At 46.7% G+C, this 24934-nt stretch carries 12 protein-coding genes and 1 pseudogene; 5 read left to right on the top strand and 8 right to left on the bottom strand.

The annotated features are described in order from the left end of the window. Window positions 1-217: 217 nt before the first annotated feature. Window positions 218-757, top strand: coding sequence for a protein-tyrosine phosphatase family protein (locus tag AACV78_RS26150; RefSeq protein ID WP_194012434.1), 540 nt, complete (start codon window positions 218-220; stop codon window positions 755-757). A 221-nt stretch (window positions 758-978) separates the two neighbouring features. Here AACV78_RS26150 and AACV78_RS26145 read toward each other — a convergent pair whose 3' ends face one another. The 4 genes from AACV78_RS26145 to rnhA all read right to left on the bottom strand — a co-directional run bounded on the left by AACV78_RS26145 (window position 979) and on the right by rnhA (window position 5820). Next, window positions 979-1803 carry an alpha/beta fold hydrolase gene (locus AACV78_RS26145; protein WP_194012433.1) on the bottom strand — a complete coding sequence of 275 codons (825 nt, stop codon included), beginning with the start codon at window positions 1801-1803 and terminating at the stop codon, window positions 979-981. 114 nt (window positions 1804-1917) lie between these two features. Beyond that, entirely contained in the window at window positions 1918-3771 is a 1854-nt protein-coding gene (locus tag AACV78_RS26140) for a hypothetical protein (protein WP_194012432.1), read from the bottom strand. 331 nt (window positions 3772-4102) lie between these two features. Further along, window positions 4103-4714 (bottom strand): pentapeptide repeat-containing protein, encoded by a 612-nt coding sequence (locus AACV78_RS26135; RefSeq protein WP_194012431.1) that lies wholly within the window; start codon window positions 4712-4714, stop codon window positions 4103-4105. Between the two features lie 200 nt (window positions 4715-4914). After that, window positions 4915-5820: a ribonuclease HI gene (gene rnhA, locus AACV78_RS26130; RefSeq protein ID WP_194012430.1), complete on the bottom strand. Its 906-nt coding sequence runs from the start codon at window positions 5818-5820 to the stop codon at window positions 4915-4917. An 81-nt stretch (window positions 5821-5901) separates the two neighbouring features. Here rnhA and AACV78_RS26125 point away from each other — a divergent pair, with 81 nt between their 5' ends. Then, a complete protein-coding gene (locus AACV78_RS26125) occupies window positions 5902-10692 on the top strand; it encodes a CHAT domain-containing protein (protein WP_194074355.1) in 4791 nt (1596 codons plus the stop codon). Window positions 10693-10833: 141 nt separating this feature from the next. Here AACV78_RS26125 and AACV78_RS26120 read toward each other — a convergent pair whose 3' ends face one another. Further along, window positions 10834-12582: a hypothetical protein gene (locus tag AACV78_RS26120; RefSeq protein WP_194012428.1), complete on the bottom strand. Its 1749-nt coding sequence runs from the start codon at window positions 12580-12582 to the stop codon at window positions 10834-10836. Between the two features lie 295 nt (window positions 12583-12877). On the opposite strand from AACV78_RS26120, the pseudogene AACV78_RS26115 reads away from it, so the two are divergent. Together AACV78_RS26115 and AACV78_RS26110 are read left to right on the top strand one after the other, a co-directional pair. Beyond that, a pseudogene (locus tag AACV78_RS26115) lies at window positions 12878-13267 on the top strand (CHAT domain-containing protein); the annotation flags it as partial. 543 nt (window positions 13268-13810) lie between these two features. Further along, window positions 13811-19168 (top strand): AAA family ATPase, encoded by a 5358-nt coding sequence (locus AACV78_RS26110; protein WP_194012538.1) that lies wholly within the window; start codon window positions 13811-13813, stop codon window positions 19166-19168. Between the two features lie 116 nt (window positions 19169-19284). Here AACV78_RS26110 and AACV78_RS26105 read toward each other — a convergent pair whose 3' ends face one another. Next, entirely contained in the window at window positions 19285-20499 is a 1215-nt protein-coding gene (locus tag AACV78_RS26105; RefSeq protein WP_194012541.1) for an acetate kinase, read from the bottom strand. 277 nt (window positions 20500-20776) lie between these two features. Between AACV78_RS26105 and psaK the strand changes: the two genes are divergently transcribed. After that, window positions 20777-21037, top strand: coding sequence for a photosystem I reaction center subunit PsaK (psaK, locus tag AACV78_RS26100; RefSeq protein ID WP_194012539.1), 261 nt, complete (start codon window positions 20777-20779; stop codon window positions 21035-21037). 41 nt (window positions 21038-21078) lie between these two features. On the opposite strand, the gene AACV78_RS26095 is transcribed toward psaK, so the two are convergent. Together AACV78_RS26095 and AACV78_RS26090 are read right to left on the bottom strand one after the other, a co-directional pair. Further along, the gene (locus AACV78_RS26095) at window positions 21079-21717 is read right to left on the bottom strand and encodes a histidine phosphatase family protein (protein WP_194012540.1); all 639 of its coding nucleotides are present in this window, start codon (window positions 21715-21717) and stop codon (window positions 21079-21081) included. Window positions 21718-22116: 399 nt separating this feature from the next. Beyond that, the gene (locus AACV78_RS26090) at window positions 22117-24591 is read right to left on the bottom strand and encodes a phosphoketolase family protein (RefSeq protein ID WP_194012542.1); all 2475 of its coding nucleotides are present in this window, start codon (window positions 24589-24591) and stop codon (window positions 22117-22119) included. Between the last annotated feature and the right edge of the window lie 343 nt (window positions 24592-24934).

Below are 24934 nucleotides of genomic sequence, written 5' to 3'. Positions count from 1 at the left end.
CTTGTGTAAAATTATGATTGAGTCAACCGCAGATGTCATACCAATTTCACAAAGTAGCGCTAGATATTACCCCCCCCAACCCCCCCTTATTAAGGGGGGGCTAAGAGTTCATCTCTAGCACATAGGTCAGAAAAATGGTATCAGGCAGATTGACGAAAATCAACGCAGATACATTTTTATTTAAATAGTATAACTTGATAGCAATTGTAATATAATTATGTACAAATTTGCGGCGGCTTCTGAGGATGAATTAGTTGTGTTTGGTGCGGCAAAACCGGGATACGGCGATGCAGAAGTTGCTCGGTGGATTGATTTTATGCGGCGACAGAAGATCGATCGAGTTTGTTGTTTGCTTGCTGAGACTCAACTCGTCCGCTATGGTGATTTGCTGGGAACCTATCGAAATGTTTTTGGGGGCGATCGCGTTTGCTGGGCTCCGATCGCCGATTTTGAATTTGCCAGTCGCTACATTTTAATCGATCGCATTTTACCGTTTTTGGCATCTGCAGATAGCGCGGGCGATCGGGTGGTAGTTCACTGTGCCGGTGGAATCGGGCGCACAGGACACGTCTTGGCTGCTTGGTTGGTTAGCGGGCGGGGATTTTCTAACCAAAAGGCGATCGCGGCTGTCAAAAAAACTGGCAGAAATCCCTATGAAGCTGCGATCGCTGCTTTTTTGAAAGGTCGAAATATGTGGAAAGTTGCCGCAGAACTCGATGCTTTGTTAGATGATTGCCGCCGTGATTTTGGGAAGTAACATACCCCCTTTGCGATCGGGCGGTTTAATATCAAATCCTCTCTTCATCGGCATAGTAAATTCACTGTTAACAGTTAACAGTTAACAGTTAACAGTCAACATCATTCCGATGCAACCGGAAACGATATGACTAATGACTAATGACCAATGACCAACAACCAATAACTAATAACTAATAACTAATAACCAACAACCAAGAACCAACAACCAATAACTAATAACTAATGACTGCTCAATTGAGCCACCACGGCTTCGGTGAAGGGAACCGGCGCATCAAGCTGCAACCAGTGGCTGGTTTCGGGTACGACGGCGGTGGCAATTTCGGGGCGGAGTATGTGGAGGCTGAAGGGCCACGAGTTGGCGGGTGCGAGCACTGCTGCGATTCGCGCGCCCGGAGTTGCTAAGTAGCGATCGACCGCACCGACGGCGCTGTAAGCAAACATACCTTTGTACATACCGATCAGCCGATCGCGCGGGGTGGATGCGAGGCGCGCGATCGTAGTCTCGCGCGTCGCAGCCGTACCGCCTTCGAGGGCTTGGGCGAACTTTTCCTCTGCCGCCGCCCGGTAGCCGTCGCCCGCCAGCGCTGCGAGGAAAGGAACCATCTGTTCCTCGTACATTCCCGGCGGCAGGTAGTTAAAGTCACCGGGCGGATCTGCGAGAATGACGCGCGTCACCCGCGTTGGGGCGGAGGCGGCGGTGGCGAGAACGACCAGGGCCCCGAAACTGTGCCCGACAAGGGCTACTTGCGGGATGTTCAGCGCGTCGAGGACGGCGATGATGTCGGCGGCGCAGGAGTCGGGGCTGTAGTCGCCGTCTGCGGGCGGATCGGATGCGCCGTGGCCCCGGAGGTCGATCGCCAGAATGCGCTGGTTTTGACCGAGATTTGCTCGCATTCTGGCGATCGTCTCGTCCCAGACTCCGATGTCGTAGGCCATACCGTGTACTAACAGGACGGGGACGGCTTGTGGTTCTTCGCCACTTACCGCGCCCGTGTCGGTGAGATTAAGTCGCCCCGCAGGGCCCGCGACAGTTGTAAGGTGCATAAAATGCCTCGACTTCTACAAGTACACAACAATGTTTTATTCTTCAACAATTTTGACTTCAAATTCGGCACCCCAACATTCATATATGGGTGCAGGTGGGCTGTGGAAAGCCGGCTAAAATGTCATCGGCGCTACAGGTTCAATCTCTCCATTAAAACCTCCCACCTGATTTGTTCGCAACACCCAGGCTTCCCCACCCTGTTCGAGAAAGGCTTGAGTCACTTCATCGCTTGTCAGACGCGGTAGAATTGTGCGCCAACTCAGCAAACTTCGGCGAATCTTTTGCAGCGGACGGTCTTCTACAGTGCTGCCCAAAACTTCAGCTTGATTCTTCCAGTCGGCGCGTGCGGTTCCACAGGGTAACAGCAGCCGTTTTAACTTTTTGCTCAACTGTTCTAACTGCTCTAATTTATCTAATTCTTCGGGGTGTTGCTGTTTCGATGCTTCGATATTTGAGAGAGACAAAAGCGATCGAGCAATTTGCCGCATTGCTGCATACAAAGCTTGATTGGAGTCTTGAGTGCAATTGTAGTCAGGCCCAACAAACGTCCCTCCGGTGCCATCGCCAATCCGGTAACGAGCCACCATGATTTCTAACTGGTAAATCAATCGATCGAGCGGCGATCGCTTCTGGCCGTCCTGGGTTTCATACTCGCTCGTGAAGGCATCGAATTCGATTATCGTATCGCAAACCGGGCGCAAACCCAACCAGCCAAACTGTCTGTCGCCCATGTAGCGCGACCAATGCAAACTCCCAGCAATCAGCCCCTCCTTGTTGTGCGTGTAGATTTGGTGATAAACAATATCAAATCGCAGTTCATTCGCCAGCGGTTCTCGCACGACTGTCGCCAGTCCGTAAGCAAAATGCCCGAAGTAGAGCGGAGTTTTAGTAGCTGGTTCTGCTTTTTTGCCTCCAATCCCACCATAAATGTGAATCAGTAAAGCTCGTTTTCCTTCGTGCCAATTAACTGGATTTCGATTTGATTTGAAACGGAGCAATGTCTTACTGGTTGTTCCCTTCTGAGCTACCAGATTGCTCCAAGACTCGTGTTTTAGGTAGTGTTTAACTGAGGTTTTGCCTGCAATCTCTCGGTCAGCTTCAACCTGCAACAGACTCCGAGGCGCGATCGCCTGCACGACAAATCGCCCCGATCGATCCGGCGCACCGTAAATATACCATCCAGTTTCATTTAAGGGCGATTTCTCAATGTTTTTGCTGGTGGAGGAAGGAGTCTGATTGCTATTGGCAATTACTGGAGGCAGGCTAACGATTTCTTGAGCTCCCGCGAATTGTCGCGAGGCGCGATCGAAGTGAATTACCTCAAACAAATCACCGTTCGGCTGAATCGATCGCACAAATTTCACTAACCCGTAATAACGTCCGGTAATTTGCACTGGTTCGCAAGCAACGGTCAGAATGGTGTTTTGTGCAAATTGTTCCACACCCACGGGTTCTTGCAGCATCACAATTACATCATCGTAAGGATGCGAACCTGCGATCGACTCTAGGGGATTAACTTGTCGCCAGTGATTGAGCCTGGTTGGGTGAACTTTGCCTTGTTGTTTGCTGCGTTCAGCTTGAGGACTGAAATGCACGTCTTTCGTCACGGCCCGAACGTAGGCCTGTACCAGGCGATCGTCACTAAAGCGCAGGATCGCAATTTGTCCCACCAAATGCTGAAATTCACCGGGCGCGTGATGAATTTCAAACAACGCACCTTGAATCGTTTGCCGTTGGTGAATGGCCGGCAAAATCAATCGCCCCATCCAAGGCGCAATGGGGCGGTAATATTCCGGCGACACATATTGATCGATCGGATAAAACTCCGGTCGGTTGAAAGCCGCTTGCTGGTAGCGTTCGTAGTTACTCAATTTGGTTGACAGTTGACAGTTGACAGTTGACAGTTGATTGTTGGCAGTTGACAGTTGACAGTTATACCATTTTTCTAAAGATGTGGTATTGATCAAATCTTAGCCCCCCCGAACTCGCGGGGGGGTTGGGGGGGTAATATCTAGCGCTACTTTATGAAATTGGTATTAGATAGTACGAGCCTCAAACTGTTTTCGATCGAGGGTGAGCGTCCTCTCGATCGGGAGGTTATACCAATTTCAAAAAATAATGCAACAGTATTCTTGTCCCCCCCCGAACTCGCGGGGGGGCTAGGGGGGGTCAAAGAGTATTGCATGATTTTAGAGAAATGGTATTATTTCTGCCGATAGCTACAGTGGCGCGATCGCAAATATGAATCATCATTGGAACGCGGAGCATAAATAATCTGCTCTCCCCCCGTCCCTTATTTTAGTCAAGCATCGCCTCATTCAAGCAAGTTTTTCTTAAGTCACATCTACCTAAATTTGCACCTCTTAAATCTGCATTTTTTAAGTTAGCATTGCTTAAATCTGCATAACTCAAATTTGCACCTCGGAGATTAGCATCAGCTAAATTAGCTCCCACTAAATTAGCCCTAACCAGTTGCGCTCCACTCAAGTTACTGCCACTCAAATTTGCTCCCGGCATCTCCGCTGATGTTAAATTGGCTTGACTTAAATTCGTGCCGCCCAGGTCGGCCAAATTCAATTTTGCATAACTCAAATCAATCTTTTGCAAGCAAACTTTATCCAATTGAGCGCATCTCAAATTGGCATTAATAAAAAATCTGTCTCCCAGGGCATAACGGCGGAGCAATTCGTCCGCTGCTAACCGAATTAAAACTGTTTCGGAAGCATTTTGGTAGCACCACGATGCCTCCAGCAAACTAGCGGCTGCTTCAATTGCTACCTTGTCGGATTTAGGAAGAACCAAACTATTGCAGCCATCCCACTCACCCTTGAGCATAAATGCCATGTCAGAAGCTGCTGCAATTGAGTCGCATAACAAAACGGTTTCTTGTTTTGGTTGCAGCCAGTTCATTAAACCTATCGAACTCTTGTTTTTCACGGTTGGTTCGGGATTTGTTTGTTTTTCTTAATTATAGATAAAATTATTTTTAATGTGCTGAAACGGTAGGCACGCGGCGCGCACCTACCGTCATAGTTCGGGGAAATAACCCTAGATATCGCAGCAGGCAAAAGGCATTAGTCAGAATCTGACTAATGGCTGATGACTGATGACTAATCTGTTGTACTTACGTGGTCGATTCTCTCTAATTGCCAGAGAATTTGGTTTCCCTCGCGGCGGACGCGAGAAACTACCCAGTTGCGCCACACCCAATTGTCTCCGCGACTGGTGACAGCGCTGGCATTTACATCCATCAAATCAGCCAGTTCAGAACTGGTGATCAAGTAGCCCTTAGTGGCCACTTCATCGGCTGTGTGCAAAGTTTCTATCAGGTTGCGGAGTTCCTGAACTCTCACCTCGCGGGGCAAGTTCTCCAGGGTATCGGCAGTTGAATCCATCATGGTAGAGTTGGAGCTCGGAAGGTCAGAAGTTATGACATAGGATTCTATCGTTTTGTTACCAGTTGTGTCCGTTTCTTCCAAAACAATTGGGTTTTGCAAGTGTAGGGGCGGTGCCCCCGTACTCGCCCCAGTCCCGCCTGCTGTAGCTTTCTGCTGTTGCAGTTTGGGAGTGAGATTGCGCGAGAAGCTGCGGGCGATTTCATCGCATCTGTCGTTGTAGAAGTCGCCTGAGTGGCCGCGGACGTGCTCCCACTTGACTTGTCGGGAATTCAGCTTGTCTAGCAGGTGCCAGAGGTCTTGGTTGACGACTTCTTTGCCCGTCGAGGTTTTCCAGCCTTTGTTTTTCCAGCCTTGAATCCATTTGGTGATGCCGTTTTTAACGTATTCGCTGTCCGTGTAAAGGGTGACTGGTTCGGTTTGACCGGAATTGGCAAAAAATTCGAGCGCAGCGACAGCAGCCTGCATTTCCATGCGGTTGTTGGTGGTTTGGGGGTCTGCTCCCCCGAGTTCGTGACAGTTGCCGTCGGCGTAGCAAACTACTGTACCCCAGCCGCCGGGGCCGGGGTTGCCGGAACAAGCGCCGTCTGTGTACAAGCTTTTGATGATGGGAGTGGTCACGATCGAGTTAATTTGTTATTTACGATTATTTTGTTTGCGGGTGCGATAATTGAGGTAATTGAGATAGTATCACTTGCTGCTATGAAAAACACTAACTTAAAGATTAAAAAGCTCTGGCCATTTATTTGTCCGTTTTCTTTGTTAATTTTTAATACTTTGGCGCAAGCACAGCCAATAGTCCCGGCGGCAGACGGTACTGGGACTGCTGTTACCCGCACCGGCAACCGCTACGATATCAACGGCGGCAGTTTGTCGGGAGACGGGGCAAATCTTTTTCACAGTTTTGGCCAATTCGGCTTAAATCAAGGTCAAATTGCTAATTTTCTGACTAATTCGGCTATTCAAAATATATTAGCTCGCATTGCTGGCGGCGACGCTTCGTTAATTAATGGCTTAATTACTGTCACGGGCGGCAATTCTAATCTGTTTCTGATTAATCCTGCGGGGATTGTGTTTGGGCCGCAGGCGAGTTTGAATGTGCCGGGGGCTTTCACTGCGACTACTGCGACGAATGTCGGTTTTGGTTCTAATTGGTTTAATGCTGCGGGTACAAATAATTTTAGCGCGTTAGTTGGTGCGCCAAATGCTTTTTATTTTGGCGGGACTCAACCGGGGAGTATTGTTAATGCTGGTAATTTGGCTGTGACTCCGGGCAAGAGTTTATCTTTGTTGGGCGGTACGGTTGTTAGTACGGGGCAGTTGTCGGCTCCGGGCGGGCAAATTACTGTTGCTGCGGTTCCGGGGGAGAATGTTTTGCGTATCAGTCAACCGGGACTTTTGTTGAGTTTGGAGATATCAGCGGGCGGGAATTTGGGGAATTCTCCACAAGGTTTAAATCCTGTTTCTTTGCCGCAGTTGCTGACAGGTACGGGGCAAAATCAGGCGACTGGTGTTGCGGTTGCGGATGACGGTAGCGTGCGGCTGGTGGGTTCTGGTTTGCTGGTGAATTCTGGGGATGTGGCGATCGCTGCTGGGAATATGTCTGCGCTGGATCAATTGAATGCGGGAAGTGCGAATTTATGGGCTGCGGGAAATCTGACGTTAGCGGGGGCTAGGCTGCAAACTGCGGGGGATTTGAGTTTGCTGGCCGGGGATGCGGTGCGGGTGAGAGATAGCGTTCAGAATCCGTTTTTGGCGCGGGCTGGGGGGAATTTGGAGGTGCGGGCCGATCGCGCGATCGACATTCTCACTCAAAACGCCACTGGCGGCTTATCTCTTCCCCCGCAATTCCAAAGCGCAGGCAATTTGAGTTTAGTCAGCAACGGCACGATTTCGGGGGATTCTCACTTTGTTGCGGGAGGCAATTTTTCGGTGCGGAATCTGTCGGGAATGCCGGGAAATTTTGTGAGTTTATTTGACCCGATTATCAGTTCCGAAGGAGATGTTTTTTTCGGAGATTATACTGGTGTTTCGCTGAAAATCGAGGCGAGGGGGAGTATTGTTGGTGAAAATATTACTATTACTGGCCCGGATTTGGCATTGCAGACTGAAAATGTGAATTCCGACCCGGATATTGCGATTTTAACCAGGAGTCCGGCTTTGATTCTGCGGGCGGGAGTCGCAAATTTGGCAAATTCTGTTAATGTTTCTCCTGACATTTTAGGTGAGGATACAAATTTCACTGCGGAACCTGTTTTTAGCAGAAATTTGATTGCTGTGGAAAATATTTTAGCAGCCGGGCCGGTGATTTTGTCGGCAACGGGAGACGTGCAAACTAGAGATATTAACGGCGGACAAATTAGCCTCGAAAGCAGGGATGCTGGAGTAGTAGTTGGAGGCAGGTTAACGTCTGGTTCGACAATTAATATTCAAGCTCTCAACAATATTATATTAACCAATGATATTTCTCCCAATGATATCAACGGCAATATTAGTCTGAATACGACTGGGGGTAATATTGTAACCGGTGCGATCGACACTGGGAATTCTGGGGCGATCGCCTTCACAGCTTTTGGCAATGTGAATTTTGGGAATTTGCAGGGTTCTCAAGTTAATATTACCAGCAACTCAGGTGCTCTGGGAGTTTTGACAGATCCGAATACAATTGTCCCGAATACAACACCCGCCAATATTACAGCCACCGAAAATCTCACTTTGGCAGCTTCGGGCGACTTAACCGTAGGGAACCTCGCGGGTGCTACTCTCAGGGCTGGCAGCAGCAGCGGAAGCGTCGCTACGGGTACGATCGCCACTACGGGAAATGTCAGAATTTTAGCAGGACAACAAATCAACACGGGGGCGATCGCTGTTAATCCTGCCACAAATCCAGTTAATCCTGCGATTCCCACAGTCAATTTGGACGCCCAAACTAATATTAATGTGGCATCGATTGATGCTGCCGCCGCCAGCGTTGCTTTGAGAGCTTCTAGCGACTTAAATATTGGGAATTTGCAGGGGGCAGCAGTTGATGTTAATAGTGATGGGGGAAATATTGCGATCGGCAATACTGCGTCAACTGGAAATATCAATTTAAAAGCTGCGGGAAATGTGAATTCAGAAAATTTGCGGGGTGTGGCTGTTAATATTAACAGCCGTGCGGGGACGATTGGAGTTACCAGTGCTACCGCCACCAGCAATGTAAATTTCACCGCTTTGGGCAATATAAATTCAGGAATTTTACAGGGAAGTGATGTTTTAGTTAATAGTAATGCTGGAAGCATTCAGACTGCAAATGTTACCGCAGCTAACGGTGTCAGCTTCACAGCGTCTGGCGATGTCAGTGCGGGAAATTTGCAGGGAGTTGTAGTTGATTTAGTTAGCAGCAGGGGAAATGTCAGCACTGGCAATATTAATGCTTCATCAATTGTGGATATTTTAGCGGGAGGGCAGATCGGAACTGGGGAAATAGATGTTAATCTTTCGGGGCGCGGCCGCAATCCTGCAGTCAATATTAACGCTCAAAATGATATTAGCATTGTATCGGTCTATGCTCCGGGCGCTAAAGTTGATATCGCAACTCCGGGTTTGGTGCGAGTGACTGGTACTTTTGACCAAAACCGCACTGTGAGTGTCTCAACGCTTGGTGGCGATCAACCGGGTACAGTCAGGATCGCCCACGGCGGCGGGGATGTCAATCCGCCGATACCTTTTGCGGTGGGAGATGCGGCGGTTAACGGGACTGCTGGGGCGATCGCCAGCAATGCTGCGGGTACAATTACTCAGGGGCAATCTTTCATCAATTCTTACACTCAAGGTAGTAGTGCGATCGTCACTACCAACCAACCAAATAATCCACCGGGAATAACTCCACCGGGAATAACTCCACCGGGAATAACTCCACCGGGAATAACTCCACCGGGAATAACTCCACCGGGAATAACTCCACCGGGAATAACTCCACCGGGAATAACTCCACCGGGAATAACTCCACCCGGAATAACTCCACCCGGAATCAATCAGCCGCCGCCATCACTCAGGGATAGATTTCCCGATCGAGGGCGATCGATTTTTCCCGAACCAAACGAACCCCTTAACTCCCAACAGCAACGGAATCAAAACAGAATATCGCGAGTTATAGGAAAACCCGGAGAAAGGATACTGCCGGAAAGAATCCAATCTCTGAGAGGACTGAGAAATGCGATCAATTCAAATATCAGAGATTCAGTTATTCAGTCAGCATTTCGCAGTGAAATCGGCAGAAATTTGGATGTCGGTCAAATATCGGCAGCTTTACCTCTGCTAGAAAAATCTTTCAGCCAAGAATTTCGGGAATATTTCGGTATCAACGTCAGCAGCGACGAGTTGCTATCTCCAGACGACATCAAGAAAAAGTTAGCATCTGCGGGTGCAGAAACGGGCACGAAACCCAGCTTGATTTATCTGTTTTCGCGAGCAGAAAAATTAGATTTAATGTTAGTAACTTCTTGCGGTGCAGTTGTTCACAAAACCGTGTCGCAAGCAAACCGGGAAGAATTGCTGAAAGTTGTAACTGAATTCAGGGGTGAGATTACTAAGCCTGGGGCGCGGACTACTACGAGTTATCTACCATCAGCCCAAAAGCTTTACAAGTGGATGGTTGCGCCTTTGGAGGAGGATTTGCAAAAGTGCGAAACGGATACTATTTCCTTTGTTGTCGATCGGGGTTTGAGAGGTATGCCCTTTGCTGCTTTGCACGACGGAAAGCAATTTTTGGTGGAAAAATACAGTCTCAGTTTGATGCCCAGCATTAACTTAACAGATAGTCGCTACGTCGATCTCAGAAATTCTCAAGTTCTAGCAATGGGCGCGTCGGAATTTTCAGAGTTGAATCCTTTACCTGCAGTTCCTGCAGAAATAGCTGCTATTTCGCGAGAGTGGCCGGGAGCAAGTTTTCTGAATGAGGGTTTCACTTTAGAGAATTTGAAACAACAGCATCAAAGCCGGCCTTTTGGAATTATTCACTTAGCTACTCACGGCGAATTTCGTCCGGGGGCTCCGAGTAATTCTTTTATTCAGTTGTGGAACAGTCGCCTGAGACTGAATGAGTTACAGAATTTGAGATTGAATAATCCGCAGGTGAATTTGTTAGTTTTAAGTGCTTGTCGCACTGCTGTGGGTGATGAAAGTGCGGAGTTGGGTTTTGGCGGTTTGGCGCTGCAAGCTGGGGTGCAAACGGCTTTGGGGAGTTTGTGGTATGTTTCGGATGAGGGTACTTTGGGATTGATGAATGAGTTTTACCAGCATTTGAAGACTGCGCCAATTAAGGCTGCGGCGCTGCGAGAAGCGCAAATTGCGATGTTGCGGGGTAATGTGCGTTTGGAGGGCGGAAAGTTGCGGGGTTCGAGTCGGGGCGAGGGGGTGGAGTTGCCGCAATCTTTGCAGGGGTTTGCTGATTTGAAGTTGTCGCATCCTTATTATTGGTCTGCTTTTGTGATGATTGGAAGTCCGTGGTGATTGGTAATCGGTAATGAAAGTAAAAGGTAATTGACAATAACCGCAAAGCTTGCGACTTAAAAGCTGGTGCCCTGCCAATTATTCATTATCCATTACCCATTAGCACACATACCTCATTTATCTGAGAAAGGCTATATATTGTCAAGCCTTCAAATCAGAAAACCAAATAGAAACCTCAGCATCTGGATTTTCTGGCAGCCGAGTCCATCCAGTTGATTGGGCAAATCTCTGCTTGATTAGCGCCAGTTGATTTTCATTTTGCTCCAAAGCCTTAGATACAACAAGTATGACTCTCAAATCTTGTGCTGTTGTAATTTTCATCTGAGCTTCTTCACTGTCAACTATTGGGAGTGTGAGGATTCTGTGTCTCATTTCCAGCCACGAACCAAAACGAAATTCATCGGTATCTTTAGTTAAAACTACAACATCTTTAGGTGATTTAACAGCATAATTTATTTGACTAACTACCGATTTAACATTCATTTTTGACAAGATATCGACATAGATAAAATTCTCTGTTGTTACGTAATTTTTCCGCAACATTATAGCCTCAGCCCAATCACCTATATAATTGAGCGGGGGCAGCAAGACAAAGAATACCAATAAAATAGACAAGACAATTTTTGATAGGATAGATTTTTCCCGATTTGAAATCCAGTAAAGGTAGGAAGAAATAACAAAAAAGACAGTAAGTATAAAGAAAGGATTGCTATAACGACCGATGCCTGCCATTAATAGATTGATTCCAGTTTTATAAGATATATATGCAATGAATATAAAAGGAATCGTGGAAAGGCATCCCCAAAGAATAATAAGTTTTTTATTGTATATATTTTTTCGAGCGCAGTCTGCAACAAACCAAAAAGCTGCTAAGGTTCCCGCTAGACCTACAAATATTTTAAAGGTTTCTGTTTTTCCTGAAATATCTAAACCAAATAACTGTTTAACAATTGTGCTTGTAGAGGTCAACAGCCTGCCTTGAGTAAAAATTTCTGAATTGAATAGACCTAAACCTGGAGCTGCTATTAAACTCAATAAAAAACGCATTCCTCTTGTAGAAGGCGATGCCACAGGAATAGCAGCTTCAAATTGGTCTACAGCACTATTGACTCCAGAAAGTGAATGGTGAATAGCACTCAGACCAATTACTGGCAAAAGGGTGAATATCGTACAAACTGCTAACAGGATAAAACGGTTTTTAAAGGTATATTGTTTGCTGAAAAACCATAAAAATACAGCTAGATATGCGAGAATTCCTAGAGAAACTAAAAAAGCAGAGTATTTTAACCAGTAAATTCCTCCTAAAAGTAGACCTAGTAGAGCTGCATGAATTAGAAGGCGGCTGTCAAATTTATTGCCTGATGATAAAATTGAACACAGATACATTGCGTAGAGTAATACCCAAGGCATGACTGCCCAGGGAATCACATCTCCTGCTGTAAAAACCAATAATGAGCCAATTTCTATATAATAGATAGATAACAGGACAGCTATAATTATTTTGATTTTTTGGTCAGAGGTGAGAGTATCTATTACCTTTATCCACCCCAAGCCGCCTGAAAGAAACAAAAAGTATGCCGTTGTTCTGACTGCAATTCCTAAAGGCAATCCGAGGGCGATTAAAGGTAAAAATGTGAAGGTAACGCCGGGAGCGTGCCAGACTATCCAGGTTTGTATATCTTGGGATATATCTTTGGGATTTACGGTGACAACTGAGTTGATTAAACTAGATCCTCCGCTCAACCACTGGGAAATTCCTTTAATTTGAGGAATGGGATCGTACTCTATTCGGTAAGGAAATAATGAGGCGATCGCAAAAAAAACAGTGACAACAAATAGAAATATTAAATATGGCGCTAATTGCTGATAACGAGAATTTGTTAAATTCATATTACAGTTTTAGTTAGGGAAACTATAAAGTATAAGTCAATACGGTTGACTGAAAAATAATCTGAATTGCAAAAAATGCCTGTATTGCCTATAAAATCGTAAGATGAAGTTCATCAAAAAATATTAAGTCAATTGTATTGAACTATAAGTCACCTGTCTAAAAATTAGTGATAAATGTGATGTTTCTTAATAGTTCTTGAAATTTTGGCTGGTAGGTATGTTCGCCAGCAATGCGGATGGTACTATTGCTCAGGGACAATCTTTCATCAATTCTTAACACTCAAGCTAGTAGTGCGATAATCCGCAGGTGAATTTGTTAGTTTTAAGTGCTTGTCGCACTGCTGTGGGTGATGAAAGTGCGGAGTTTGGTTTTGGCGGTTTGGCGCTGCAAGCGGGGGTGCAAACGGCTTTGGGGAGTTTGTGGTATGTTTCGAACGAGGGTACTTTGGGATTGATGAATGAGTTTTACCAGCATTTGAAGACTGCGCCAATTAAGGCTGCGGCGCTGCGAGAAGCGCAAATTGCGATGTTGCGGGGTAATGTGCGTTTGGAGGGCGGAAAGTTGCGGGGTTCGAGTCGGGGCGAGGGGGTGGAGTTGCCGCAATCTTTGCAGGGGTTTGCTGATTTGAAGTTGTCGCATCCTTATTATTGGTCTGCTTTTGTGATGATTGGAAGTCCGTGGTGAAAAGATATTAATATTCCTGTTCTTCTATTAGATCATTTCCGGTTAAACCGGAATTATGTTTACTGTTTACTGTTTACTGTTGACTGTTTACTGTTGACTGTTCACTGTTTACTGCTTACTGCTTACTGTTTACTGCTTACTGTTGACTGTTGACGGTTGACTGTTGACTGTTGACTGTTCACTGTTCACTGTTCACTGTCAACCATCAACCGTCAACCGTCAACCGTGAAATCGAATTTACTATTCCGATGAATAGAGGATTTGATATTACTTAGCACGGCAATTTTCCGAGGAGTTTAATGATTTGCAGTCTGTTTTTCCATTTTATATTTTCCCAGCAGCGCGCGGTATTACTTGAATTTGCGGTTCGGTTAGCAGCGAAGTGGTTGGTAAACCGAACAGAAACGAGTGATTGACAGCCACGAGATGCTGAAAAACTAAACAGGAGTTAAAAAAACCTATTTTTTTCGTTTCTAACGCGCTATTATTTACAGAAAGCTGGTGCGTTGTGACTTAGCGTTAATTTTTAGCAGAAAAATCAATATGCTCTCGATTCCAGGCGTTGCCGTCCAGACACTGCTCTATGAAAGTGCTAACTCTCTGGTTTACCGGGCCATTCGGGAAGCGGATCGTCAACCGCTGATCCTCAAACTTCTCAAAGAGAGCTACCCCACACCTCAAGAATTGCTGCGCTACCGCACCGAATATCGCATTACCCGAGAGCTGAAAGAGGCGGGAGTCGTGCGAGTCTATGACTTGCAAAAATACCAAAACAGCCTCGTGATTTTTGTGGAGGACTTTGGCGGGGAATCCTTGAAAATTTGGATGCTGCGGCGAAAGTTTAGTCTGAAGGAGTTTCTGCAAATTGCGATCGCCACTACTGAAACTTTAGGGCAAATTCACGCAGCTAACATCATCCACAAAGATATTAACCCCTCAAATATTGTTTATAACCCGGAAACGGGGCAGCTAAAAATTATCGACTTTGGTATTTCCACTCAGCTAACGCGAGAAATGCCAACCCTGAAAAACCCCAGCATTTTAGAAGGCACCCTCGCTTACATCTCGCCGGAACAAACAGGCAGGATGAATCGCTCTATCGATTACCGCACAGACTTTTACTCCCTCGGCGTCACCTTCTACGAATTGCTGACAGGAAAACTACCTTTCGAGACAGAAGATGCTTTAGAAATCGTTCACTGCCACATTGCCAGACAGCCAACTCCTCTCCACGAAATCAATCCAGGAATCCCCATAATTGTCTCCCAAATAGTCAGTAAATTGATGGCGAAAAATGCCGAAAACCGCTATCAAACAGCAATGGGTATCAAGCACGATTTAGAAATATGTCAGGTTACAATACAAGAAAACGATAGCATAGAAGAATTTGACTTGGGAATGTATGATATTACAGACAATTTCCTGATTCCCGAAAAATTATACGGCAGAGAAACAGAAGTTTTAGAGCTATTAGCGGCCTTTGAAAGAGTTGGTAATGCTACTCCCGAAATGATGCTAGTCGCTGGCTCTTCTGGAATTGGTAAAACCGCAGTAGTGAACGAAGTCCACAAGCCGATCGCCCGACAGCGCGGTTATTTTATCAAAGGCAAATACGACCAGTTCCAGCGCAATATCCCGTTCAGTGCATTTGTGCAAGCATTTCGGGAATTGATGGGACAATTATTATCAGAAAGTGACTCTCAGTTAGACAGATGGAAAACCCTGATCCTCACAGCAGTAGGCGAGAGCGGGCAAGTGTTGATTGACGTAATTCCTGAATTAGAACGCATCATTGGCGCTCAAAGTCCTGCACTAAAATTGTCGGGGAGTGCCGCCCAAAATCGCTTCAATCTGCTGATGCAGAAATTTGTGCAAGTATTTACTACTGCTGAACATCCCTTAGTGATGTTTCTGGACGATTTGCAGTGGGCGGATTCGGCATCACTGAAATTGCTACAACTGTTGATGGAAGATACGGGGCATCTCTTGGTATTGGGTGCTTATCGGGATAATGAAGTCTCCCCTGTTCATCCGTTTATGTTGGCGGTGGATGAGATTTTGAAGTCAGGGGCAGTGGTGAATACTATTACGCTTCAACCGTTGAGTTTAGCAGATATGAATCAGTTGGTAGCAGATACACTGATTTGCGATTTATCTTTAGCCGAACCCCTGACAGAATTGGTTTATCAAAAAACCCAAGGTAATCCCTTTTTCTCGACTCAATTCCTCAAGGCGTTGTATGAAGACGGTCAAATTATCTTTAACTACCCTCAATCCCCCACCCCCCTTTCATCCCCCCTTACCCTGGGGGTACAAGGGGGGTGGCAGTGCGATATCGATCGAGTTAAATTTGCCGGCACCTCGGATGTGGTGGACTTTATGGCGGCGCAATTGCAGAAATTGCCTGCCCAAACTCAGGATGTTCTCAAACTTGCCGCGTGTATTGGGGCGCAGTTTGATTTAGATACTTTGGCAACAGTCAGCGAAGAATTACCAGAAGCAACGGCATCAGCGCTGTGGAAAGCTTTGCAAGAAGAACTCATTTTAGTGATTTCAGACGGCTATAACTTTATTCAAGCAGAGGCTCAATCTCCGAACCAGTCTGTTGCTAATCCAACTTATAAATTCCTGCACGATCGCGTCCAGCAAGCGGCTTATTCATTGATTCCCGACGACCAAAAACAAGCCACTCATCTCAAAATTGGACGGTTGCTGCTACAAAGTTCTTCCGAGATAGAAATAGAAGAAAGAATCTTTGATATTGTGGGGCATTTAAATCAAGGAATTGAGTTAATCCATCAATTAAGTGAACGCTCAGCCTTAGCCCAACTAAACTTAGAAGCTGGACGCAAGGCCAGAAATTCTACCGCCTACGCTGCGGCAAATATCTATCTGCAAACGGGAATTGGGCTGCTGACACCTGAATGCTGGCAAACTCAATATGAATTGGCGCTAAATCTTTATGTTGCTGCGGCCGAAATTGCCTATTTGAATGGTGACTTTGATGGTATGGAACAGATGGCAGCACTGGTTTTGCAATCAGCCCAAACAATTTTAGATCGAGTTAAAATTTACGAAATTAAAATTGCTGCTCAGACAGCCCAGAGCAAGGTTTTAGAAACGATCGCCGCAGCCAGAGACGCACTCTTGCAATTGGGGATTGAACTTCCTGCCGAACCCGATGAAGCCAAGATTGGCAAAGCGCTGCAAGCCCTTGCGGGGCAACTGAGCAGCCGAAAAATTGAGGAATTGGTTGACTTACCTGTGATGACAAATCCAGAGACTCAGGCAGCGATGCAACTGTCTGGTATGTTGTTTCCACCCATTTTCCAGGGAATGCCCGGTTTGCTGCCGCTGCTGAGCTCCACGATGGTGAGTTTATCGCTCTCTTTTGGGAATGCGCCCGCATCGACGGTGGGTTATGCGATGCACGGGATGGTGTTCTGTGCTTTTTTACAAGAGGTGGAAACGGGCTATGACTTTGGGCAATTGGCACTCTCATTGCTCGATCGGTTGAATGTACCCGAATTCAAGTCCACAGTTCTGCTTTTGTTTGGCGGTTGGATTCAGCACCGCCAAGAATCTCTTTTGGCAACGATACCGACGCTGAAAGAGGGCTATAGGTTGGGTATGGAAACAGGCGACTTTGTAAACGCTGGCTACAACATATATATTTGTTTTTATACTTATTTGTTCGCTGGTGTAGAACTAGATACTTGGGAAGCAGAAATAGCAAGTTTTAGCGCTGTCATGGCGCAGTTGAAACAATATTCTGCTCGGATTTATTTGGATATGATTCAGCAGACGGTGCAAAACTTGAGGGAAACCCGTATTCGGCCGGATTTGTTAATAGGAAGTGCCTACGATGAAACGGTGATGATTCCCAAGCACTATCAGGATAATGAATTTACGGCGATCGCTTGTGCCTGCATCTACAAACTGCTGCTTGCTTACTGCTATGGCAATTACACTGCCGCCCTAGACCACATTACCCAAGTCCAACAGTATTTGATGGGAGTATCGGGTTCGACTTTTGTGCCAATTTTTCATTTTTATGCTGCCCTGACGCACCTGGCACTTTTTCGGGCACAGCCAGAAACGAAGCAAACTGAAATTCTTGGCTTAGTGGAAACCCATCAAAGCACGCTGCAACAGTGGGCGAAAAATGCTCCGATGAATTATCTGCATAAATGGCACTTAGTTGAAGCAGAACGGCAACGGGTGTTGGGCAATAAAGCCGAGGCAATTGAAATGTACGATCGCGCAATTTCTGGAGCCAAAGAAAACAAATATGTGAATGACGAAGCCCTGGCAAACGAACTTGCAGCCAAATTCTACGGCGAATGGGGCAAAACAAAAATTGCTCGATCCTACATCTTTGAGGCGTACTATTGTTATGTTGAATGGGGAGCAGCAGCTAAGGTAACGGATTTAGAAATGCGATATCCCCAATTATTTATTGTAAGTAAACCGGGCAGTAAAAATACTCAAACTACCGTAGCAATGACAACTACGGGTTCTGGCGACCGCCTAGATATTGCCGCCGTCGTGAAGGCTTATCAGGCGATTTCTGGAGAAATATTGTTGGATAAACTACTGTCTAGCTTGATGAAAATTTTGATGGAAAATGCAGGGGCGCAAAGAGGCTATCTGATTTTGTCAAGCCAGGAAAAGCTGTTAATTGAAGCGGAAGGGGCAATCGATGACGAACAAGTCACCGTGCTGCACTCAATCCCTGTTGATAATTGTCAAGAACTTTCCTCTGCGATTGTCAATTATGTGTCCCGCACTCAAGAAAGTGTGGTACTAGATGATGCTGTGCGATCGGGACAATTTACTAACGACCCCTACATCCAAAAGCATCAGCCAAAATCAATTTTATGCGTGCCGCTGATCGATCGATCTCAAATCGTCAGTATTGTTTACCTAGAAAACAATCTGACAGCAGGAGCTTTTACGCCAGAAAGAGTGGAATTATTAAAAGTGTTATCTGGACAAGCAGCTATTTCTATTCAAAATTCTAAACTTTATACAGAAGTACGCGAAAATGAAAGCAGGCTGGCTCAACTCAACAAAGCTTACGAGCGATTTGTCCCCTATCAATTCCTCCAGTTTCTAAATAAATCAAGCATTATTGATGTGGAATTGGGCGACCAAGTGCAGTTAGAAATGTCTGTGTTGTTTTCAGATATTCGCGACTTCACCACACTTTCGGAAACTATGACACCGGAGGATAATTTCAAATTTATCAATTCTTATCTCAGTCGCATGGAACCCGTGATTAATGAAAATAAGGGGTTTATTGATAAATATATTGGCGATGCGATTATGGCGCTGTTTAGCGGTGAGGCGGATAATGCGGTGAAAGCGGGAATTGCGATGCTGCACCGTCTCGTTGAATACAATCAACACCGCGCTAATTCAGGCTGTGCGCCGATTCAGATTGGGATTGGGATTAATACGGGTTCTTTGATGCTGGGAACTGTGGGAGGACCAAATCGCATGGACGGGACAGTAATCAGCGATGCGGTGAATTTAGCTTCTCGCGTGGAAAGTTTGACAAAAAATTATGGGGTGTCGCTATTAATTACCCAGCCAACTTATTCGCGCCTGAAAAATCCATCTCAGTACGCAATCCGCACGCTAGATACGGTAAAAGTTAAGGGAAAATCGGAAGCGGTGACGGTTTATGAGGTGTTTGATTGCGATCCGCCAGCAATTAAAGAGGGCAAGTTAGCTACGCAGGAATTGTTCGCAGAAGCTAGGGCGCTTTACTCGGAAGGGAAGTTATTGGAAGCGGCGCGGCTGTTTTCCGAGTGTTGGCGGCAGAATCAGGGCGATCGCGCGGCTAAAATTTATTGGAAACGCTGCAACTCTAAATTAGAGTCAACTGAAGAATGAAATCCTCGATCGGGATGTTGAGCTCCAAGTCGCGATCGCCCGCTGTGTATTTATTACCCACCAGAAAAGAGGTCCCTCGTGTTCGAGTTGCCTCAAAGGGCGATCGCTTAACCGAATCATCCGCGAGAAATATCCCAACATTCCCGCGCAATTTCCCAATCTTCCTGAGTGTGAATCACCAAAACCCGCACCGCTGAATCAACCGCCGCAATATCGTCATCCACTGGCGAATTTAAATTTTTCTCCCCATCCAATTTTAACCCGATAAATCCAAAAACTTCACAAGCCGCAGCCCGCACAACCGCCGAATTTTCCCCAACACCCGCAGTAAAAATCAAAGCATCCAACCCGCCCAAACTCGCCAGCATCGCCCCAATTCCGGCGCGCAAACGGTGCACGTAAATATCCAAAGCAAGTTGAGCCCGAGAATTACCATCTTTAATCGCTGCCAAAATTTGCCGCATATCGCTAGAAACCCCGGAAATCCCCTTCAAACCAGAATTTCGGTTCAAAATATTATCTAGTTCCTCAGCAGTAAAGTGCGATCGCCTTAACAGATGAATTACGATCCCAGGATCGATCGCCCCCGATCGACTTCCCATCATCAAACCATCCAAAGGAGTAAAACCCATCGTAGTGTCAACACTCCGGCCACCGCGAACCGCCGCCAGAGAGCATCCGTTGCCCAAATGACAGCTAATCAGCCGCAAATCGCCAGAATCGCGGTTAAGAATTTCAGCCGCCCTGCGAGTGCAATATTGATGGCTAATGCCGTGAAAACCGTAGCGGCGAATCCCCTCTTCCAGCCATTCGTAGGGCCCAGGATAAACAAACGCAGCGGGCGGCAATTGAGCGTGAAAAGCCGTATCAAAAACAGCAACTTGCGGCACATTTCCCAGTATTTTTTCAATTGCTTCGATGCCTTCCAAATTAACCGGATTGTGGACAGGAGCAAACTCAGCCAAACGAGAAATTTCCTCTTTGACTTCCGGCGAAATCAGCGTGCTTTGCTGATATTTTCGCCCGCCGTGAACGACGCGATGACCGACAATATCAATGTCCTTTAAACTATTAATAACTTGAGTTTTTCCCTGCCACAGAGTCTCCAGCATCCGAGCAATGGCCTGGGAGCGAGAATCTGAAGCGAATTCTTCCACAAGCGTATTGCCCGCAGCAGTTTTGACTTGCAACTCCCCGGCATTTTCGCGGTGAGTCCAGTCTATTTGCGCTTCCCAGAGAGGTTGCGGCGCGCGATCGGGAAGCCGGTCATTTAGTTCGTACAAGCAGCTTTTGTGACTGCTAGAACCTGCATTTAAAACTAGGATTTTCATGGGAATTGGGGATTGGGAATTGGGCATTGGGAATTGGGGGCTTACGCACTCCGACCTCAGAAACCGGGTTTTTACGTTTTCTGCTCGTTGGAACCATTTTCTTAAAAAACCCGGTTTCTGGCTGCGTATTAATTGTTAGCTATTCACTAACTATCACTCTGTTAAGGAATATGTCAAATTATTAAAAATTAATTCAAGATGTAGCCACGGGTTGCTGTTGTTTGATATATCTTCATCATCTGATTTTCATGGACTAAAAATTAAGGAGTCGATCGCCATGCTGACAACAATTTTACTAACCGTTACGGCCAGAACCGTAGAGTGGAGCCCCGAAATCGGTTTAATTATGATTATTTGCAATGTTGCAGCCATTGCTTTCGGCAGCTTAACCATCAAAAATCCTCACACAGGCCCAGCCGCGCCCTCCGCGAATCTGGTGGGCGGTTTGAGCTTGGGTGCGCTTATCGGAAGTCTCTGCTTCGGTCATATTCTGGGAACAGGTACGATTCTAGGATTGTCTTACTTGGGCGCACTTTAGTTGAAGAATGTAGGGTGCGCCCCCGCACCTTACCGCCAATGTCAAGTACCGGGCAAATTGCGGAGAGTTTCATCCATGTACGATCGATCGCCCAAAACCTCCAGCATCGGCCCGCGCACATCAAACTTGACAACACTAACAGAAGCTGCTAAAGCGGCAATGCGATTGCGGTAACTTCCCAGATCGATTCCCAACAAACTGCACAGAATAATCCGAATAGTCGCCTTGTGGGAAACCACCAAAACATTACCATCTTTGTACTTTTCCTGAATTTCTGCGATAACTAAGGACGATCGGCTAGCAATTTGCACGGAAGTTTCCCCCTCAGTCGGTGGATTCCAAGCCGGTTCCGTCAACCAATTAATGTAATCATCAGCATATTTTTCACGAACCGATTCAACTGTTTCACCCTCCCATTTGCCGTACCTAATTTCCTTCAATCCATCGCGCAGTTGCATTTCAATTCCCACAGCATCGCACAGAGGTTTAGCCGTAGCAATTGTGCGTTTCATGGGGCTGACATAAACAGCATTCCAAGGCAATTTTGCATAAGTTGCAGCAAATTGTTCGGCCATCATAGAACCTTCCGGTGTTAATTCTGCGTCGAGGTCGCCGCAGTAGCCACCAGTCTTGCTGTAAGTCGTTTCACCGTGTCGCAGAAAGTAAATTTTTAAGCTCATATAGATATTTTATTTCATTGGTGAACAGGATTTTTTTTATTAACCACAGAGGGCGCAGAGGGCGCAGAGTTAGAGAAGAGAGAGATGAATAATTCTGATACTTACGGATTTGATATTGATTGTATTTGAATTTTATCAGCTTAGCAAAAGACTTTAAAAAACTCACGATCAATAATAATCCCAACTTTTCCTATATCTCTCTCTAATCTTCCTCTGTGTTCTCTGCGTTTTCTGCGGTTAAATAATTCCGATCCAACCGGAATTAATATGATTCATTCTAACAGGACTTAGGAAAAAAATGGAAGGACTAAAGTCCTCACTACAAACCTGGTTCGTAGTGAGGACTTTAGTCCGCCTCAATCTAACTGAAGAAAGACTAAAGTCCTGACTACAAACCTCTTACCCAGGTGCGCCCGATCGCACGCCCTGTTCTCCCACCTCCGGATCTTTCGTTTCCTTCGGCGCATCCGATGCAGCCGCGCCCCCGTGAGGCCACTTCCAATTCCGAATTTCCGGCATATCGTCGCCGTATTTGGTGATATACTGCCTGTGCTCGATCAGCTTGTCGCGGATGGCTTGCTTGCCGTAAGCTGCTGCATAACTTAGTTTTGGAACCCGATCGAGTACATCACCAACCAAGTGGAATCGATCGAGATCGTTCATCACCACCATATCAAACGGCGTAGTAGTCGTACCCTCTTCCTTGTAACCCCGAACGTGAATGTTCGGGTGATTGGTTCGGCGGTAAGTCAAGCGGTGAATCAGCCAAGGATAGCCGTGAAAAGCAAAAATCACAGGCTTATCCTTCGTGAACAAAGCATCAAAATCGCGATCGGACAAACCGTGCGGATGTTCGCTAGTAGGCTGCAGCGTCATCAAATCCACCACATTTACCACCCGCACTTTTAACTCAGGATAATCTCGGCGCAGAATGTCAACAGCCGCCAAAGTTTCCAGCGTCGGAACATCGCCCGCGCAAGCCATCACCACATCCGGTTCGCCACCTCGATCGTTGCTAGCCCACTCCCAAATACCGAGGCCAGTCGTACAGTGTTTAATCGCAGCATCCATATCCAAATACTGCAAAGCCGGCTGCTTCCCTGCAACAATCACATTAACGTAATTGCGGCTGCGGAGACAGTGGTCAGTTACTGACAGCAAAGTGTTCGCATCAGGCGGCAAATAAATCCGCACCACTTCCGCTTTCTTGTTAATTACGTGGTCGATAAAACCCGGATCTTGGTGAGAAAAACCGTTGTGATCTTGCCGCCAAACGTGAGATGTTAGCAAATAATTCAAAGAGGCGATCGGTCTGCGCCAAGGAATATCGCGAGTAGTTTTCAACCATTTAGCGTGTTGGTTGAACATCGAATCAATGATGTGAATAAACGCCTCGTAGCAAGAGAAAAATCCGTGCCTTCCTGTTAGCAAATAGCCTTCCAGCCATCCCTGACAAAGATGTTCGCTGAGGACTTCCATCACGCGGCCGTCGGGGGTGAAGAGGTGGTCATCTTCCGGCAAAGTTTTGGCCATCCACTCCCGACTCGTCACTTCAAACACCGGATCGAGGCGATTTGAGGCCGTCTCGTCGGGCCCGACAACTCGGAAATTCGCGTTTTCCTGATTGAGTTTCATCACGTCTCGCAGGAAGCGGCCGGTAACGCGGGTTGCTTCTGCAATCACAGCCCCTGGTTTTTGCACGTCTACGGCGTAGTCTGCAAAATTTGGCATTTTTAAGTCTCGCAGCAGCTTGCCGCCGTTAGCGTGGGGATTTGCCCCCATCCGCCGATCGCCCTTGGGTGCAAGTTCCGCCAATTCTGCAATCAATTTACCCTTGTCGTCAAAGAGTTCTTCGGGCTTGTAGCTTTTCATCCAATCTTCCAGGAGTTGGACGTGTCCCGGCTTAGAAGCCATTTCCGCTAGCGGGACTTGGTGCGATCGCCAATAATCCTCTGTTTTCTTACCGTCAACCTCCTTGGGCCCAGTCCAGCCTTTAGGAGTTTTCATCACAATCATCGGCCACTGCGGGCGGCCCAAATAGCCTTCAGTCCGGGCTTTTTCCTGAATCGCCTTAATTTCACCGATCGCCGCATCCATAGTTGCAGCCATCAACTGGTGCATCGTTTCCGGGTCTGAACCTTCCACCCAATAAGGTTTGTAGCCGTAACCAACCATCAAACTTTCCAATTCCTCCTGCGGAATGCGGGCCAACACCGTCGGATTGGCAATTTTGTAGCCGTTGAGGTGCAAAATCGGCAACACAGCCCCGTCGCGAACCGGGTTGAGAAACTTGTTAGAATGCCAGCTAGCAGCCAGCGGGCCGGTTTCCGCTTCCCCGTCGCCGACAACAGCCGCCACGATTAAATCTGGGTTATCGAAGGCCGCCCCGTAGGCGTGGACGAGGGCGTAGCCGAGTTCGCCGCCTTCGTGAATCGAACCGGGAGTTTCGGGGGCGACGTGGCTGGGGATACCGCCGGGAAACGAGAACTGTTTGAACAGCCGTTTCATCCCTTCTTCGTCTTCAGAAATGTTCGAGTAATATTCGCTATAGGTGCCTTCGAGATAGGTGTTGGCCACCAAGCCGGGCCCGCCGTGTCCGGGGCCTGCGATGTAGATGGCGTTGATGTCTTGGGCTTTGATGATGCGGTTGAGGTGAACGTAGATGAAGTTGAGGCCTGGAGTTGTCCCCCAATGTCCGAGGAGTCTGGGTTTGACGTGTTCGAGTTTGAGTTGTTCTTTGAGTAGCGGGTTGTCGAGAAGATAGATTTGTCCGACGGATAGATAATTTGCGGCCCGCCAGTAGGCGTTAATTTTATGTAGTTCTGAGTCGGAAAGCGATTTTAATTTTGCGCTTTCGGTGGTTTTTAACGTCATCGGCTGTTGACTCCTGAGTTTTGGTTGTTTGGAAAAAATTGTTTGGGAAGTGCGATCGATCGTATTTTGCGATCGGTCATATTTGCTATTTTTATTCCCTATTTTTGTCACAAACAATTGAATTGTATATCGTTTTTGTCTGTATCAAAGTTTAAATGAATCTTAATTTTTTACTAAACATCGCGCTATTTTAACGGAAGAAAGGTGGCAACTAGCGAGGGTTCAAGGAATTATGCAATAGAAAATAGGAATTATGCAAGAGTTTTTGTAGGGCGCGGGCTGCGGGTCGATCGCTATAGCAATCCTTGCAGGAGTCGTAAAGTTTTTTACCCCACCCCAACCC

It is taken from the genome of Tychonema sp. LEGE 07196 (genome assembly GCF_963890365.1).
In the GTDB taxonomy this organism is placed as follows: domain Bacteria; phylum Cyanobacteriota; class Cyanobacteriia; order Cyanobacteriales; family Microcoleaceae; genus Microcoleus.
Note: the sequence above shows the minus strand (reverse complement) of the source record. Positions and strands in the feature narration are given on the sequence as shown.

What these genes read in the sequence shown, in the direction of transcription:
- AACV78_RS26150 (WP_194012434.1), top strand. Translation starts at nt 218, where the DNA reads ATGTACAAATTTGCGGCGGCTTCTGAGGATGAATTAGTTGTGTTTGGT.
- AACV78_RS26145 (WP_194012433.1), bottom strand. Translation starts at nt 1,803, where the DNA reads ATGCACCTTACAACTGTCGCGGGCCCTGCGGGGCGACTTAATCTCACC.
- AACV78_RS26135 (WP_194012431.1), bottom strand. Translation starts at nt 4,714, where the DNA reads ATGAACTGGCTGCAACCAAAACAAGAAACCGTTTTGTTATGCGACTCA.
- AACV78_RS26125 (WP_194074355.1), top strand. Translation starts at nt 5,902, where the DNA reads ATGAAAAACACTAACTTAAAGATTAAAAAGCTCTGGCCATTTATTTGT.
- AACV78_RS26120 (WP_194012428.1), bottom strand. Translation starts at nt 12,582, where the DNA reads ATGAATTTAACAAATTCTCGTTATCAGCAATTAGCGCCATATTTAATA.
- AACV78_RS26110 (WP_194012538.1), top strand. Translation starts at nt 13,811, where the DNA reads ATGCTCTCGATTCCAGGCGTTGCCGTCCAGACACTGCTCTATGAAAGT.
- AACV78_RS26105 (WP_194012541.1), bottom strand. Translation starts at nt 20,499, where the DNA reads ATGAAAATCCTAGTTTTAAATGCAGGTTCTAGCAGTCACAAAAGCTGC.
- psaK (WP_194012539.1), top strand. Translation starts at nt 20,777, where the DNA reads ATGCTGACAACAATTTTACTAACCGTTACGGCCAGAACCGTAGAGTGG.
- AACV78_RS26095 (WP_194012540.1), bottom strand. Translation starts at nt 21,717, where the DNA reads ATGAGCTTAAAAATTTACTTTCTGCGACACGGTGAAACGACTTACAGC.
- AACV78_RS26090 (WP_194012542.1), bottom strand. Translation starts at nt 24,591, where the DNA reads ATGACGTTAAAAACCACCGAAAGCGCAAAATTAAAATCGCTTTCCGAC.